This window comes from Pseudorhodobacter ferrugineus DSM 5888, assembly GCF_000420745.1.
Lineage (GTDB): Bacteria > Pseudomonadota > Alphaproteobacteria > Rhodobacterales > Rhodobacteraceae > Pseudorhodobacter > Pseudorhodobacter ferrugineus.
This window is the reverse complement of record NZ_ATVN01000007.1, coordinates 69,277-83,950: the sequence shown is the minus strand read 5'-3', so window position 1 is coordinate 83,950 and position 14,674 is coordinate 69,277. Positions and strand designations below refer to the sequence as shown.

Sequence of the window (14,674 nt, the reverse complement as noted above, 5' to 3'; positions counted from 1 at the left end):
CACAAGATTTGCAACACAAGACGCATCAGCCGTCCTCCAAATGCAGTAACAACCCGAGGGACAGTAAAATGGCGGCGACAGGGGGGGTCCAAGCCGCAAGATAGACCGAAATTTGTCCGCTTTCACCCAAAACCTGCGCGAAGTTGCGGAGAAAGAAGATGGCAAAACCGCCTGCAAGCGCAAATAGAACGCTTTGCCCGATTTTACCAGACCGCGCGTGGCGCATGGTAAAGCCTGCGGCCACAAGGACCATGGCGGCCAAAAGCAGGGGCAGCGCCATTTCCATTTGCATCCAGACGCGGTGCGACCTTGCGGAAAATCCGGCCAGTTCAAGTTTGTGAATGTAGCCGGGCAAGGCCCAGATCGGAATGGAAGACGGGTCTCCAAAACTGTCGCGGATCCGGTCGCGGGTCAATTCCGACGCAAGGCTGGCGGCGGGTTTCACCTCGGCCGACACTTCGGGGTTCGGGGCGGTCAGATCCCAGTATTTGGCTTGGGTCAGCGCCCATGCGCCGGTTTCCAGAACGGCCTCTTCGGCCTCGATCCGCTGGATCGGCGTGCCGTTTTGATCATAGATCAGGAAGGTGACACCAAACAGGCGCGTGCCTTCGCGATCTGCGCGCGCGGCGTTGATGACGGTTTGTCCGTCACTGGTGCCCTGACGCAACCATAGACCGTTTTCACTGAGCGACAGAACGCTTTCTGCGCCACGGGCCTGACGGGCATATAAGTCGTCATAATGTTTGGACGTTGCCGCGACCAAAGGATTGAGCACACCAACCGCAAAGGCTCCAAGGGCCAAAGCGGTTGTGACGGGGGCCAGCAAGAACCGCAGCCCCGACCGCCCCGCTGCACGAACCACCACCAATTCGCTGCTTTTTGCCAGTGCCAGAAACAGCGCAATCGCCGCAAGGACGAATATAAGTGGCAAGATGCGGTATAAACTGGAGGGTATGTTCAGCAAAGCCAAGGTGGCCGCATCAGTTAGGGAAATGTTTTGTGCGGAAAAGCGGCGGAGCTGTTCGACCATGTCGGTCAGCATCATGATGCCGAAGAACACAAAAAATACCTGTGCGACCACTTTCAAAAACCGCATGACAAAGTACAGGCTAAGTGTCATGCGGCGGCCCCTTCGCTGCTGTTTGGGCCAGGGCCTGCGATGTGGCGGCGGCGGGGCCGTTGGGCGACCCACAGCATCACCACCGATGCCCCGATGCCAAGCATCGGTGCGACATAGACCAAAACCCAAGCGCTGTCCGAGGTAAGCGACGCGGCAAAGCCAGCGTTGTTGACCATTTGCACCACAATCAATGATACAATCGCCCCGATGATCTGGCGCCAAAGGCCAAACCGGCTGAACGCGCCCAAAAGCAATGCGGAAAAGCCTATAAGAGACGTGGCCAAGGCCAAAAAGGGCTGGCCGATGCGGGCGTGCCCATCTGACAAGAAGGCCGCGCGGGTTTGCCCCGTTTCTTGCAGAAGTGCAGGGGTCGGAAACAAAAGTTCGGCAGTCGACAGTTCTTCGAGACTGCGGCCAGAGGCAGCACCTGCGGCAAGCATACCACCCAAATCATAAGTGAAATCGGAAAAGTGAACGACCGAGAGCCGCTTTTTGGCGGCGTCATAAGATTGTGTCATCCCGTCGAACATGATCAACTTGGGTTCGATATCGCCGCGCACCAGCAAGGCCCGCCGTGCCGTAAAGGTTGTTGAGGTGCCGGCCGTCCGCGTATCGGTCAGAAAGATATCGCGAAGTTCGCCCGTGTCGGAAATGTCGCGAATGTAAAAGGTGATGCCATTGGTGGGATGCATGAACGTGCCATCGACCAGCAAACGCGCGGTGACATTGGCGCTGATTTCTGACGAACGTTCAGCCAGAACGGTGCGGCTAGCGGGAACGATTACGTTGTAAAGCATGACCAGCATCAAGGTCACGCAGAGTCCAAAGTAAAGGACAGGGCGCGCAAGCCGGAAAGCGGAAAACCCAGTGGCCTGCATCACCACCAATTCGCCGTCTTGGGTTAGGCGATTGGTCGTATAGACGGCGGCGGCAAAGGCCGATACGGGGAGCACAATGCGGATCACATTTGGCAGGGTCAAAAGCGAGATTTCCAAGAAAACCAGCGCGGATTGGCCATCACCGATGATCCGGTCAAACAGGCCCACGGCGCGGTTGACCCAATAGATCAATACCAGAATTAGTGAGAAAAATCCGAAAAGCGCAAGAAATTGCGACAGTAAATATCTGTCGAATCTGGACACGCGCTGTTTCTCCTCACTTTTACATTGTTTCGACACTAACGGAATTCGCCGCCGGATAAAACTTATATCTGGGGAGTGTCGGGGGTGGTTTGGGCAAAAACACGCCTTTATGACGGGTTTCTGTCGGGTCTGGTAAACCGGATGGGGTGGGGCTAGGGTTTGTGGGATTATGTGGGGGGCGACTGTGTTGCCTGACCCCGCGACCCAAACAGCGGACCTGACCCGATATGACACATCCTTTGCCCATTCAGTTTTTGGAAACCGATCTTGAGGTGCTTGCGGCCTTTGCTGGCCGCGTGGCGCTGTTGGTCGCCCCCGAGGATGATACGGCCCGTAGCCCTGCGGCGCGGCGGTTGAACCGTTTGACCAAGGGTGCGCTGAACCGGTTTTTGGGCTCGGATGCTTGGGGCAAGGTTAAGGCGGGCGAAAGTGCCGATCTTGCCTGGCCTGCGGGTTTGGCGGCGGAGGCGTTGCAGATCGTCAAGGCAGGCCCGCGCGCTGATGTGGCGACCGCGCGCAAAGCTGGGGCTGCAATTGGCCGTGCCGTTGGCAAATCGGGCGCGCTGGTTCTCGCAGGATCAATGGTGCGCGCGGCGGAGGTGTCATTCGGCCTTGCGATGCGGGCCTATGATTTCGAGCCGCACAAGACGGGCGAGCCAACCGCGCGCGGTGTGGTCAAGATGATGGTCAAAGACCCCGAGGCGGTGGCGCTGGCGGCCAAACCGATGGCGGCCGTGGCCGAAGGCGTGTTTTTCACCCGCGATCTGGTGAATGAACCGGCCAATGTGCTGACCACCGATGATTTTGCCGCCCGTCTTGCCGCAATGCAGGAACTGGGGTTGGAGGTTGAAATTCTGGAAGAGGCCGATTTGGCCAAACTGGGTATGGGCGCGCTGTTGGGTGTGGGGCAGGGGTCGGAAAGCCCGTCATCGGTTGTTGTCATGTCGTGGAATGGCGGCGGATCGGAGGCCCCTTTTGCGCTAGTTGGCAAGGGCGTGGTGTTCGATACGGGTGGCATTTCCATCAAGCCAGCAGGCGGGATGGAAGATATGACGATGGATATGGGCGGGGCTGGTGTTGTGTCAGGCGTGATGCGCACGCTGGCGCTGCGGCGTGCCAAGGCCAATGTGGTTGGGATTGTGGGGCTGGTCGAAAACATGCCGGACGGGCGCGCGCAACGCCCCGGTGACGTGGTCAAATCCATGAAAGGCGACACGATTGAGGTGATTAACACCGATGCCGAGGGGCGTTTGGTACTGGCCGATATCATGTGGTATGTTCAGGAACGGTTTAATCCGGTGGGCATGATCAATTTGGCCACCTTGACGGGGGCGATTATTGTGGCCTTGGGCCATGAAAACACAGGCGTTTTTTCGAATGATGATGATCTGTGCAATGCGTTCTTGAAGGCCTGCAAGGCCGAGGGCGAAGGCGCGTGGCGGATGCCGATGGGCGAGGCCTATGACGCTAAGTTGAAAAGCCGGATTGCCGATATGATGAATGTGGGCGGGCGTGATGGCGGTGCGATCACGGCGGCGCAGTTTCTGAAACGGTTCGTCAAGGACGGGATGCCGTGGTGCCATTTGGACATCGCGGGCACGGCGCTGGTGAAATCCGATACCACGCTGGCACCCAAAGGGGCGACGGGTTGGGGCGTTATGGCGCTGGACCGGATGATCCGCGACAAGTTTGAAGGCTGATCTCCGTGGGCGTGGTGATGTTTTACCACCTGACCACATCGCGCGCCGATGATACGGCGCGCAATTTACTGACACGGTCTTTGCAGGCCGGCTGGCGGGTGATGCTGCGCGGCACGGATGCGGCAGGTTTGGACGAGCTGGATACGGCGCTGTGGCACGGGCCGGACGAGGCGTTTTTGCCGCATGGAATGGAGGGCGGGCCGGATGATGCCCGCCAGCCTATTTTGCTGGGACGCGGGCCGATTGGCAACGCGGCCCAAGCCCTTATGGCGGTTGATGGTGCCTTGGTCGACGTGGCAGAGGCCGAAGGGTTGGAGCGGGTTTTTATTCTGTTTGATGGGCAGAATGAAGATGCCGTTGCCGCCGCCCGCGTGCAATGGAAGGCGCTGACTGCGGCGGGGCTTGCGGCACAATATTGGTCAGACGCTGGCGGTAGTTGGGAAAAGAAGGCTGGATAAAGCAAGGCCCGCGGAACCCGATGAAAGGTCGCGCGGGCCTGAGCCGAACCCGTTGCAGCTTACCTTGCAGGTAAAACGGGCTTAGAGCTAAAACGGGTTTACAGGTAGAACTGGCCCGAGAAAATTCTGCGAATTTCGGCTTCGCGGCTGGTGCCACGTTCGGCAAGCTGCGCATCACTTTGGGCGTTCAACTTGTTGATTGCGGTCATCTTTGGATGCGCTTCGGCCAGCAAGATCAGGAAATTCCATACGGCAACGAAGGGCCGTGTCAGGATGCCGGACAGTGAAAAGCTTGGTTTTACTGCGTTGATATAAGCCATTGGGAAACTCCTTAATTTTGGTCAGTTTATCTTCCCTATCGCTAATATATCCTTATGGGTGCGAGGGTTAAACGGACGATATGGAATTGCCGCATTGCAGCAAATGCATGGCTTGTGCGTGATCTTGTCATAAAAACGGTGCAAGACCATGCAAGGGCCTGCACCGTTCTGTCGTTTTGGGTGCCGTTTAGGCCGAAACTTGTTCGCGCAAAATGGCCGCTGTCATCGAGATCATCAGATAGATGCCGCAAAAGATGAGGGCTGCGACCAAGGTGCTTTCAAAGGCGCGGGGATAGGTTGCCTCATCCGGCGGGATCGGTTTGACCGAAAGCGACAGATAGCGGGTCTGACGGTTGGCATCGGCGCGCGCGGTTTCCATCGATTGGATCGCTTGGGCCAACATCAACTGGCGGGTTTGCACATCGGCCTGCGCCACCAACAATTCGCTTTGCACTTGCGGCAGAGACTCGCCGCCTTCGGCCCCTTCGGTCAGCTTGGCGCGCAACTGTCCGATTTCCGATTCCAACGCGCCAATCCGGCGCTCCAGCGGGTCCATCCGTGCGGCATTGGGGCGGGCATTGGATTTCATTTGCTGCAAGGACAGACGGTCCTGCGACAACAGGCTTTCCAATTGACCGATTTGGGCGGTAATCAAAGACACCTCAACCTCGGACGAGACGACCTTGAACTTTTCTTGCAGTTCAACCACATTTCGTTGCGACACCAGCATCTTGGACTCGGCATCCTTGAACCCTTCGAGGGCGCCTTGCATCTGGTCTTCGCGCAGGCGCTGGGTCAGTTGATCGACCTGCCCTTCGGCATAACCGATGAGGGCTTGCGCAAATTCGACAGATTTTTCAGGGGTGGTCGCGATGACCTCCATCTTGATCAAACCTTCGGTCGGGTCATAGGATATCTGGAAATTGCGTTGATAGACCTTATAAGCGGCTTCTAAGGTTGCCCCTGGTTCCAAGCGTTGGATCACGTCGATTGACGCATCACTGTAATGTTCGCGGAACTGATGGTCGCCGTCCAATCGCAACATCGCTTCGCGTGACTGAAGGTAGCCTTGCACCGCGATACTGTCTTGGGATGTCGCCAGAGGAGAGCCTTGCAGCAAGCCACCAAGGCCACCCGCACCCGCCGCCGGATTTTGCGCCTGCTGGATCACAAATTCGGTTTTGGTCGCGTAAAGCGGGGTCGCAACCATGTAGTAGTACCAGCCCGTGACAATCGTCGGCAACAGCACAAAGAACGCTAGCCGCATCATCAGCAGCATCGATTTGCGACGCCTGCGTTTGGCTAGGTCCTGTTGGATTTTCATTATGTCGGCAACATGGTTCACCTCGGCCCGTGCTTGGGTTGAGGGGACTTGAATAGGCTTGATCGTCTGTGGCAGTTGCACGCCGTCACCTGCTGGCAGTTTCGCCAAGGCGCGCGACTCGTCTGGTTGGATGGGTTTGCCGCCCGCAGTCACCAGATCCAGCATCGAGGTGCGTTGGAACGGATCGACCCCTGCCGCGCGCAGCAAGCGCACGGCGTCAAAGTCGGATGTTGCGGGCAGGCCGTGTTTTTGCGCCAGTTTGCGTGCCATGCGCAATTGCCGGCCTGTCAAACCTTCGTGGCGGATTTTATCCATCGACTCGTCCGATGCGACTTCGGCGGGGCTGGACAGATTGGCGGGGTTGGCTGTGGGAAAATTGCCCGATCCGAACCCGTCATCATGGTTGTCAAACAAACCCGCGTCCGCCTTTGCCTCGGCTGGCGCAGGGGGGAATTCCGGACGACGAATGCGGAACCGCTTAGCTGTGAGCTTCATAGTCATAGAGACGTTTCGCTTCTTCTAGGGTGTCGAACATGTAGAGCTGCCCATTGCGCAGCACGGCGGCCGAACGGCAAAATTTTTCAAGGGTCGATGCCTGATGCGACACAACGATAATGGTTGCGTTTTCAAGACGTTGGCGTAAGATTGCACCGGCTTTGTTGTTAAACTCGACATCGCCGGTGGAGGGCATGCCTTCGTCGATCAGGTAAAAGTCGAATTCCAGCGCCAGCATCAGGGCAAAGGAAAAGCGCGAGCGCATGCCCGAGGAATAGGTGCCGACCGGCATGTCGAAATATTCGTTGATACCGGCAAGCCAGCGACAAAAGCTTTCCATATAGTCGGGGTCAAGCCCGTAGAGCCGCGCGATATAGCGGGCGTTTTCGGTGCCGGTGTGTTTATTCATCACCCCGCCCATGAAGCCCAGCGGAAATGAAATGCGCGAGGTGCGGATAATTTCGCCCTCATCCGGTTTTTCAAGACCGGCCATCATGTTGATAATGGTGGTTTTGCCAGCGCCGTTTGGGGCCAGAATGCCAAGCGAATTGCCCTTTTCAACGCGAAACGACGCCTGATCAAGGATCACCTTGCGGGTCTTGCCGGTCCAAAAGGACTTGCTCACATTTTCAAACGCAATCATTAAACTGCTTTCAGTTTTCGCCTCTTGTTTCCGGTTTTGTCCGGAGTACAGCATTTTCATTAACGACTCTTGTGTCCCGAGTCGCCTGCCTTATGGCGCGGTCTACGCCTGCATTCTGTCAGCATTATGTCGAAAGCCTTGAATCTCAGCAAGGTTAATGCTTGGTCGCTTTTCCCCCCTTGCGTGGCAGCGGCAAGGCGTATCGGGACACGAGCACCAGCGCAGGCCCGATCAACAGGCTAAGACCCAAACCAAGGCGCGCGGCCTCTTGCATAGCACCACCGGGCAGAGCGGTTTCCAAAGCGATCAGCGGGAAGGTAAAGCCAATCGCCATCAAACCCGCGATATAGGCCATTTCAGGCAGGCCCAAGCGATTGGGCAAGGGGCGACCCAACGCTTTGAGCAGGGCCGCGGTGGCAAATATGCCTAGAGGTTTCCCCAACCACAAAGCCCCCAGCATGATCCATGTGGTCGGGCCAAAAGCACCCAAGTCCATCGCACCGCGGGTCAGGCCAAATAAGAACAGGATCACCGCGACCGGCACTGTCAGAAAGTGCACAACCCGGTTCAGCGGGTCGTTCAAGAACCCCTCTGCCTCGGCGAACAGGCCGAAACTGCGGTCGCCGTGCAGCATAACAGGCAGCAGGGGCAGAAACGCAAGCAGGGGCGGCAAGCCCGATGCAGACATACCAATCCAGCTGAAAAAGCCAAGCACCAGCCAAGGCCACAGCCGCCCCGCGCGCAGGCGGTCACGTTCCGTAACAGTGGGGCTTTGCAGCGGTTTGGTCAGCACAAAATAGCCGAAAGCGGCGGCGCCAAGCGGTAATATCAACCACAATTGCCGGAAGTTATAGTTGATCGGTGCCGCGACACCGCCCAGAACCAGCCCCAAAAGCCCGTCCATAATGCACAGGAACAACAGCACCTGAAGGGCCGCGTGGCCTTTGCCGAAAATCATCCGGCCAAAGAAATAGGCCAGCACCATATCACTGCCAAAGGGCATGACCCAGCCGGTCGCGTCCACGGCCTCTTCGGCGGTTTCCAGCCATGCGGTCAGACCTTGCCAGACAAGGGCCGAGACGATCATGCCACCGGCGACCATGACCAAGGGTGCCACGGCCAGTTTGCCGCGCAAGGTGCCCTGTTCCAGCACCAACGCCTCCCACAGCTCTTTGGCGATCAGCAGCACGAAAAGCGGCATCAGCAGGCTGGACACGACTGTCGCAAGGGTAAAGCCGGGATAGAACAGCCGCAGCTTAGCCAGCGGATTGCTGTCGAACGGGTGCCATTCGATAATGTCGTAATAGGTGCCGGCGTCGATGTTGACCGCAAGCGTTGCAATCGCTGCACCGGCCAACAGCGCTTTTGCATAGGTTATAAGATAGGGCGATGCAGAGGTCACGGTGGCGGCAGCCTTTTGAAACGGGTGGATCGGATTGGGGCCTTCATAGGCGTGTCGCGGGTGGGCTGCAATTGATCGCGGATGAAATGCCGCAGGTGTGCCGCGCTTGCATCTTGTTCTTGTTTCGCGGCCCATTTAAGGCAAAGGCAATGATAGGAATTGGGGGCAAAAGATGACTGACATCACCGAAAGCGGGCTTGATACGGCGTATGGCGCAATGATGGCCGCCCCCGAGGATGACGCGGCCCGTATGCGATATTACGCGCGGCTGGCCGACGGGATGCTATATCTGATGCTAGAGGCCGAGGCGGACGGCGGGGCTGTGGAGCCTGTGGTCGTGGATATCGACGGTGCGCAGGTTGTGCTGGCCTATGACACCGAGGAACGGTTGGCTGCGACCACGGATGCGCCGGTGCCCTATGCCGAATTGCCGGGGCGGGTGATTGCCGCGCAACTGGCGGGGCAAAACGTGGCGCTGGGGGTGAACCTTGGCGTGGGCGCGGCGGAATTTCTGGTGTCACCCGAGGCGTTGATATGGCTTTCGCAAACCTTGGACCATGCGCCCGCCAATGTCACCGCGCGGCCCATCGCGTTTGAGGCCCCGCGCGGTTTGCCCACCAGCCTGATGCAAGCACTGGATGGCAAGCTGGCGCGGGCAGGGGGGCTGGCACAGGCCGCCTTGCTGGCCGCTGTGCGGTATGAGGATGGTCGCCAAGGCCATATGCTGGCCTTTATCGGGGCTGCCCCCGGGGCAGAAGCGGCGCTGACACGGGCCGCAAGCGAGGCGCTGACGTTTTCAGGGGTTGAGGCGGGGGAAATGGATGTGACCTTCCTTGCGGCTGATTTGCCCGTTGTGGACCGGATGGCGCGGGTGGCGCTGCGGTTTGACTTGCCTGCGCCTGCTGCTGTGGTGCCTGCTGGGCCTGCTGCCCCTGGAATGGACCCGTTAAGCCCGCCTAAACTGCGGTAGGTGTGGGGTATTATTATACCTATTTTATAAACCATTGTTTTCGCATTGAAAATTAAAGGTCAAGCGGCTTGACGGCGCGCAGCGCTTCAACGATACAACGGCATCCGAGATAACGGGGGCGTTCCCCGCAACACTTCAAAGGCTGTGACATGAAAACCTTTACCGCAACGCCTGCGGATATTACCAAGAAATGGATCTTGATCGACGCCGAAGGCATCGTTCTGGGCCGTCTCGCCACAATCGTGGCTAGTATCCTGCGCGGCAAGAATAAGCCGACCTTTACCCCGCACATGGACATGGGCGACAACGTCATCGTGATTAACGCTGACAAAGTCCAGATGACCGGCAACAAGCGCGCGGACAAGCGTTACTACTGGCACACTGGCCACCCGGGCGGGATTAAGTTCCGCACGGCTGCCCAAGTGCTGGACGGCGCGCACCCAGAGCGTGTTGTGGTGAAAGCGGTTGAACGCATGATCACCCGCAACTCGCTTGGCGCACAGCAGATGACAAACCTGCGGGTTTACGCATCGGCCGAGCATCCGCATGAAGCGCAGAACCCAACGGTTCTTGACGTTGCTGCGATGAACCCCAAGAACACGCGGAGCGCATAATATGTCGGAAATCAAATCTCTCGACGATCTGAAGTCGGCTGTGGCGGATACGCCTGCGGCTGTTGTTCAGGCCGCAATTGTGCGCGAACCTATGCGTGACAAGTTGGGCCGTGCCTATGCAACCGGCAAGCGTAAGGATGCGGTTGCCCGCGTCTGGATCAAGCCGGGCACGGGTAAGGTTGTGGTAAACGGCAAGACGATGGCCGAATACTTTGCCCGCCCTGTGTTGCAGATGATTCTGCGTCAGCCGTTCACCGTTGCTGGCGTTGAAGGCCAGTTTGACGTGATGGCGACTGTGGCTGGTGGCGGTCTTTCGGGCCAAGCCGGTGCGGTAAAGCATGGTGTTTCCAAAGCTTTGCAGCTTTACGATCCAACCTTGCGCGCCGCATTGAAGGCCGCTGGCTTCTTGACCCGCGACAGCCGTGTGGTTGAACGTAAGAAATACGGCAAAGCCAAAGCGCGTAAGAGCTTCCAGTTCTCCAAGCGTTGATTTTTTCAACACTGTAGAACGGGCTATGTTATGGAAAAGGCGCAGTTTTTACTGCGCCTTTTTTCTGATAAAGAGTTTGGAAATTAGTCGCAAGCCGATCGGCGATGCCCTAGTAGGTCAATAAGCACGATGGCAACTTAGTGGCCTGCAACCCTCTCAACATTTTGAAGACAAGCATTAGCACGAACATGCAGGCAAACAGACCTGAAACGTCACCAATCAAATAGCTTGTCATCGTCTTATAGCTGTGATGGTAAACGTAACCCATGCCTACAGTGTTGACGATGGACGCAAAGAAACCCGCAAGCATGACATCTCGCCAGTGTACATTTCTGCCAGTCGATATTCTGAAATCCATTCCAAATTTGGCAAGAAGCCAAAAGCAAAGCGTTGCGCCAACGACGCTTGACATGGCGCCTGCCGAGCCAAGCACAGTGAATCCATCAGCACCAAAGTTTAGGAAATGCGTGTACAGTGCTGCTGGCGCGATCAGGGGGATTGATCGCCAGCCCAAAAGCCATGCAGACAAAACCCGTACGCCATGCGGTAGAAACAGCAGGCTGGCATATTTTTCCAGATCAGGCGTGTAGGCGGCTTGAAGTGGCAGCAAGCCGTATATTGTTATCACGAACGCGAAAATATACGCAGCGGATACAACCAAAAAGGGCAGCATCCAGTCCCGCCAAACTTTCGTGTTCTTCATACGCCATCCTGTACCTTCTTAGTTAGGACATACTGGGATCTTTTGGCCCCATCAATGTGTCTTAAGTATCCCGCATCAACCAATGATTTGAGGGCGTTGAAAAAGCTACTTCTTGCCACGGACGCCACAAGCTCATGTTGCCGTATGTCGTCCGTTTCAATCGGGTCGTCACGGTTTTTCAGCAAGCTGGCAGCGTACAGAATGTTTTGCTGAACTGTTCCCAGCTCATGAATACCAAGGTCTTTTTCCAAACTAAACAAAAGCTGTTTAAGATGCGCCGTTTTTCCAATGTCAGTCATTTTACATGTCCTCAATTCGACATCATATTAGAGCTAAGACAGGTTTTTATCAACCAAATGATCTTTTGGGCCTTCCAATTCAGTCAGAAAACCTGGGCGAGAGTATTTCTGAAGAAACCGCAAGAAAAGGCTTGACCACCTAAGTTAAGTCTGTTCTTTGGACTTACAGCACTTCTGGTTGTGCTTTAGGGTGTGTAAGCGCATTGGAGGTGTAGTTTGAGCGAAGGTGAAGTTTCAGGGTGTGAAGTCGAAGCGGCTGTTAGTACTTTGTCTGGATTGATCGATTTGCTTATTGAGATCTTTCCAGACAGTCCTGACTATGAGGGGTTTGATGCTTTTTCCTATCTGGCGGTCTTGGGCAAGGCGCAGGACGAGATCAGTAAAATTAAGGATTTTATCGGGCGTTAGTTGTTTTTGCAACATAATCGCACCTTTTTGGGTTTTGCATTACGAGTGTTGGGAAGTTCAAAATTTGAACTTCCCATTTTTTATGCAAGACGAGCTAATCCTCATTTCTTGGACAAAATCTATCGGAAGTAAGCTCCTCTTTGCATCGGCTGATCTGGGGTGGTTGTTTCATTAGACCACGGCAGTTGGTCGCTCGCCAAGCGCAGTATGTGGTCGTTCATGACTGTAGACCCCAATCCATTTTCCAACACCAGCCTTGGCCTTCGACACGGTTTACCGGGCATGCAAGTAAGCGTATTAGCCTTTCAGAAACCGCGAGCGACGCCGGACGAGAGTGTCGATCCGTTGCCCCGCAGTCGTTTCGCAGAAACGCCGATGCGGCCATCGAGATGAGCAGGCCTGATCGCCGAAGCCGCTCTGCCTAGGCGCTTTGGTCAGGCCTGCCAAAACACCTTTTTGCATTCCGCCCGTGCCTGGTCTTGCGACAGTCCAATATCGACCAATCGTTGCGCATCAAGCCGTTTCAGGGCGCGCCGTGTTTGTTGGCGTTGCTCCCATGCCAGCACGGTGACGGCCAGCGCAAACACGGCGTTTGCCACGGGCGGCAAGGGGCGGTGGGCGGTCATCATCTCGATTTGCTGGTATGTCATGGAACACCTCACTTTGTAGGGGCACAATCTGGATTGACTGTATGCACACAATATTGCAATCTTGCGAAAATAACACCAGAGGAACATTGTGACCAACACAAATTGGCTGCCAGACCTGACACAATTCCCTGGCCCCAAGTATCTGGCGCTGGTCCGTGCGCTGCGTGAGGCGGTGCGGGTTGGGACTCTGCCGTCCGACAGCCAGTTGCCCACCGTGCGTGAATTGGCCTGGCAGATGAAGGTGACCCCCGGCACCGTGTCGCGTGCCTACCAGTTGGCCACGCAAGAGGGGCTGCTGGCGGCGACCGTCGGGCGCGGAACGTTTGTAGCCTCGGCCACGCCGCGCTTTGGCCCTGCGCAAAGTTTCTATGCCGAACGTGACCCTGCGCATCTGGCGGGGAGAATTGACATGCGCTCGCCTCGCATGCCCGATGTGGGGCAGGGTGCTGCGTTCAACGCGGCCCTTGCCGGATTGGCCGATACATCGGCAAACGATTGGTTGGATTACCCCAGTCAACGCGGTGAGGCAGAGCTGCGCGAACAGGTTGTCAATTGGTTGCAGGGCCGCGTTTTGGGCAGCGTCACTGCCGATGATATTGCGCTGTCTTATGGTGGGCAAAGTGCAATCAACCTGATTTTCCAATGCTGTTTGCGCGGCGATCGGCCCTTGGTTCTGATCGAGGATCTGGCCTATGCAGGCTTTCGCCATGCTGCCCGTTTGTCACGCGCGGATCTGTTGGCGCTGGAGGTGGACGACGAAGGATTGCGCCCCGATGCGCTTGAGGCGGCCTGCCGCAAACACAGCCCGCAGGTGCTGTGCCTGACGACCGAGGCGCAGAACCCGACCACCGTGCGCATGCCCGAACATCGCCGCCACGAGATTGCGGATATTGCAAAAAGCTATGAAATTCAAATCATTGAAGATGATTGTTATTCGATTGCGCATAGCAATATTCCATCCCTGCGCGCCCTTGCGCCGGACCGGACATGGTATGTCGGCAGCTTTTCAAAAAGCATTTCGGCAGCTTTGCGTCTGGGTTACGTCGTCTGCCCCAACGGGATGGGGCAGGCTGGGCGGTTGACGGCGCAACACAGTTTTTTCGGCCTTGCGCGGCCCGTGTCAGACCTGTGCCTGTCGCTTTTGTCCAGCGGAACCGCCGATGCGCTGCGCAGCGCCGTGCAGGACGGGTTCACCGATCGGCTGGAAGGCGTTGTAAACATATTGGGCGCCTATGATCTGTCATGGCAACAGGGGTTGCCCTTCGTTTGGCTGCGCCTGCCTTCGGGGTGGCGCGCGTCTATTTTTGCGCGCATGGCGGAAAATGAGGGTGTTTTGCTGCGCTCTGCCGATGAATTTGCGCTGATTCACGGGCGTGCGCCCAATGCGGTGCGGATGGCCCTGCCGGGCAATCACAGCCGCGCCCAGATAGAAGAGGCCTGCCGCCGTCTTGCCCGCCTTTTGGACAGCCCGCCGTCGGAACTTTCTGTCTGACTGTGGCATTCCTGACTCGGGGTGGCAGAATTTTGGCCTGTGGCTTGACCGAATCTGCGCTTGCGCGCATCTGTTCGCGCAGAGCAGTTATAAAAAAAGAGACCCAAAATGGGATACCAATCAGGCTTTCACGCGCCCAACGGCGGCGCGGATTTTCTTGGTTTTCGTAAGGCGCGCAATGGTGGCACCGAAATCGTTTATGACGATGGCGTAAGCCGCCGGATGGTTTGGCGTGTTGCGGGGCAGGCGGTGAATGAGGCGCATTTGTCTGACGCGCTGCGCCATGCGGTTCGTGCGCTAAAGGTTGTCCCAGCCTTGATTTCCGAAGTGGGCAAGCGCGCGATTGCATTGGAACGTGTCGGGCTTTGACACAACCGTTCATCGCCTTGACCTGACGACCGCGCAAATACCCTTTTCACGGGTCAAAAGCTGTGCAACGATTAC

General features: G+C 56.8%; 17 protein-coding genes. 8 read left to right on the top strand and 9 right to left on the bottom strand.

Annotated features, from left to right (window positions below):
- Window positions 1-25 precede the first annotated feature (25 nt).
- On the bottom strand, window positions 26-1,120 hold the full coding sequence (gene lptG, locus G560_RS0108120) for an LPS export ABC transporter permease LptG (RefSeq protein WP_022703822.1): 1,095 nt from the start codon (window positions 1,118-1,120) through the stop codon (window positions 26-28).
- Window positions 1,117-2,262, bottom strand: coding sequence for an LPS export ABC transporter permease LptF (lptF, locus tag G560_RS18810; protein WP_022703821.1), 1,146 nt, complete (start codon window positions 2,260-2,262; stop codon window positions 1,117-1,119). Before lptF ends, lptG begins: the two co-directional genes overlap by 4 nt.
- A 227-nt stretch (window positions 2,263-2,489) precedes the next feature.
- On the opposite strand from lptF, the gene G560_RS0108110 reads away from it, so the two are divergent.
- Both G560_RS0108110 and G560_RS0108105 read left to right on the top strand, forming a co-directional pair.
- Complete coding sequence (locus G560_RS0108110; RefSeq protein ID WP_022703820.1) at window positions 2,490-3,962, top strand: leucyl aminopeptidase; 1,473 nt, start codon at window positions 2,490-2,492, stop codon at window positions 3,960-3,962.
- 17 nt (window positions 3,963-3,979) lie between these two features.
- The gene (locus G560_RS0108105) at window positions 3,980-4,420 is read left to right on the top strand and encodes a DNA polymerase III subunit chi (protein ID WP_081647628.1); all 441 of its coding nucleotides are present in this window, start codon (window positions 3,980-3,982) and stop codon (window positions 4,418-4,420) included.
- 98 nt (window positions 4,421-4,518) lie between these two features.
- On the opposite strand, the gene G560_RS0108100 is transcribed toward G560_RS0108105, so the two are convergent.
- The 4 genes from G560_RS0108100 to G560_RS0108085 all read right to left on the bottom strand — a co-directional run bounded on the left by G560_RS0108100 (window position 4,519) and on the right by G560_RS0108085 (window position 8,604).
- On the bottom strand, window positions 4,519-4,740 hold the full coding sequence (locus tag G560_RS0108100; RefSeq protein ID WP_022703818.1) for a hypothetical protein: 222 nt from the start codon (window positions 4,738-4,740) through the stop codon (window positions 4,519-4,521).
- Between the two features lie 187 nt (window positions 4,741-4,927).
- Entirely contained in the window at window positions 4,928-6,559 is a 1,632-nt protein-coding gene (locus G560_RS0108095) for a KpsE/RkpR family capsule polysaccharide export protein (RefSeq protein WP_244870035.1), read from the bottom strand.
- Window positions 6,543-7,202 carry an ABC transporter ATP-binding protein gene (locus tag G560_RS0108090; RefSeq protein WP_022703816.1) on the bottom strand — a complete coding sequence of 220 codons (660 nt, stop codon included), beginning with the start codon at window positions 7,200-7,202 and terminating at the stop codon, window positions 6,543-6,545. The genes G560_RS0108095 and G560_RS0108090 overlap by 17 nt, the downstream gene beginning before the upstream one ends.
- Before the next feature lie 154 nt (window positions 7,203-7,356).
- On the bottom strand, window positions 7,357-8,604 hold the full coding sequence (locus tag G560_RS0108085; protein WP_162140854.1) for a Na+/H+ antiporter NhaA: 1,248 nt from the start codon (window positions 8,602-8,604) through the stop codon (window positions 7,357-7,359).
- 172 nt (window positions 8,605-8,776) lie between these two features.
- Between G560_RS0108085 and G560_RS0108080 the strand changes: the two genes are divergently transcribed.
- The 3 genes from G560_RS0108080 (at window position 8,777) to rpsI (ending at window position 10,678) form a co-directional block, all read left to right on the top strand.
- Window positions 8,777-9,574: an SseB family protein gene (locus tag G560_RS0108080; protein ID WP_022703814.1), complete on the top strand. Its 798-nt coding sequence runs from the start codon at window positions 8,777-8,779 to the stop codon at window positions 9,572-9,574.
- A gap of 149 nt (window positions 9,575-9,723) precedes the next feature.
- Window positions 9,724-10,188, top strand: coding sequence for a 50S ribosomal protein L13 (gene rplM / locus G560_RS0108075; protein ID WP_022703813.1), 465 nt, complete (start codon window positions 9,724-9,726; stop codon window positions 10,186-10,188).
- Between the two features lies 1 nt (window position 10,189).
- A complete protein-coding gene (rpsI, locus tag G560_RS0108070) occupies window positions 10,190-10,678 on the top strand; it encodes a 30S ribosomal protein S9 (protein WP_022703812.1) in 489 nt (162 codons plus the stop codon).
- 109 nt (window positions 10,679-10,787) lie between these two features.
- Here the strand turns inward: rpsI and G560_RS20280 are convergent, their stop codons facing one another.
- Together G560_RS20280 and G560_RS20970 are read right to left on the bottom strand one after the other, a co-directional pair.
- The gene (locus G560_RS20280; RefSeq protein WP_155947196.1) at window positions 10,788-11,381 is read right to left on the bottom strand and encodes a hypothetical protein; all 594 of its coding nucleotides are present in this window, start codon (window positions 11,379-11,381) and stop codon (window positions 10,788-10,790) included.
- Window positions 11,378-11,680, bottom strand: a complete 303-nt coding sequence (locus G560_RS20970; RefSeq protein WP_155947195.1) for a hypothetical protein — start codon at window positions 11,678-11,680, stop codon at window positions 11,378-11,380. Before G560_RS20970 ends, G560_RS20280 begins: the two co-directional genes overlap by 4 nt.
- A 216-nt stretch (window positions 11,681-11,896) precedes the next feature.
- Here G560_RS20970 and G560_RS18800 point away from each other — a divergent pair, with 216 nt between their 5' ends.
- The gene (locus tag G560_RS18800; protein WP_022703809.1) at window positions 11,897-12,088 is read left to right on the top strand and encodes a hypothetical protein; all 192 of its coding nucleotides are present in this window, start codon (window positions 11,897-11,899) and stop codon (window positions 12,086-12,088) included.
- A gap of 434 nt (window positions 12,089-12,522) precedes the next feature.
- Here the strand turns inward: G560_RS18800 and G560_RS0108050 are convergent, their stop codons facing one another.
- The gene (locus G560_RS0108050) at window positions 12,523-12,738 is read right to left on the bottom strand and encodes a DUF1127 domain-containing protein (protein WP_022703808.1); all 216 of its coding nucleotides are present in this window, start codon (window positions 12,736-12,738) and stop codon (window positions 12,523-12,525) included.
- Between the two features lie 88 nt (window positions 12,739-12,826).
- Between G560_RS0108050 and G560_RS0108045 the strand changes: the two genes are divergently transcribed.
- Window positions 12,827-14,230, top strand: a complete 1,404-nt coding sequence (locus G560_RS0108045) for an aminotransferase-like domain-containing protein (RefSeq protein ID WP_022703807.1) — start codon at window positions 12,827-12,829, stop codon at window positions 14,228-14,230.
- Between the two features lie 108 nt (window positions 14,231-14,338).
- Window positions 14,339-14,599, top strand: a complete 261-nt coding sequence (locus G560_RS0108040; protein ID WP_022703806.1) for a hypothetical protein — start codon at window positions 14,339-14,341, stop codon at window positions 14,597-14,599.
- Window positions 14,600-14,674 lie beyond the last annotated feature (75 nt).

Coding starts and splice junctions, on each gene's coding strand:
- G560_RS0108110 (WP_022703820.1), top strand. CDS start 2,490: ATGACACATCCTTTGCCCATTCAGTTTTTGGAAACCGATCTTGAGGTG.
- rplM (WP_022703813.1), top strand. CDS start 9,724: ATGAAAACCTTTACCGCAACGCCTGCGGATATTACCAAGAAATGGATC.
- G560_RS0108080 (WP_022703814.1), top strand. CDS start 8,777: ATGACTGACATCACCGAAAGCGGGCTTGATACGGCGTATGGCGCAATG.
- G560_RS0108105 (WP_081647628.1), top strand. CDS start 3,980: ATGTTTTACCACCTGACCACATCGCGCGCCGATGATACGGCGCGCAAT.
- G560_RS0108040 (WP_022703806.1), top strand. CDS start 14,339: ATGGGATACCAATCAGGCTTTCACGCGCCCAACGGCGGCGCGGATTTT.
- G560_RS20970 (WP_155947195.1), bottom strand. CDS start 11,680: ATGACTGACATTGGAAAAACGGCGCATCTTAAACAGCTTTTGTTTAGT.
- rpsI (WP_022703812.1), top strand. CDS start 10,190: ATGTCGGAAATCAAATCTCTCGACGATCTGAAGTCGGCTGTGGCGGAT.
- G560_RS0108050 (WP_022703808.1), bottom strand. CDS start 12,738: ATGACATACCAGCAAATCGAGATGATGACCGCCCACCGCCCCTTGCCG.
- lptG (WP_022703822.1), bottom strand. CDS start 1,120: ATGACACTTAGCCTGTACTTTGTCATGCGGTTTTTGAAAGTGGTCGCA.
- G560_RS0108095 (WP_244870035.1), bottom strand. CDS start 6,559: ATGAAGCTCACAGCTAAGCGGTTCCGCATTCGTCGTCCGGAATTCCCC.
- G560_RS0108100 (WP_022703818.1), bottom strand. CDS start 4,740: ATGGCTTATATCAACGCAGTAAAACCAAGCTTTTCACTGTCCGGCATC.
- G560_RS20280 (WP_155947196.1), bottom strand. CDS start 11,381: ATGAAGAACACGAAAGTTTGGCGGGACTGGATGCTGCCCTTTTTGGTT.
- G560_RS0108090 (WP_022703816.1), bottom strand. CDS start 7,202: ATGATTGCGTTTGAAAATGTGAGCAAGTCCTTTTGGACCGGCAAGACC.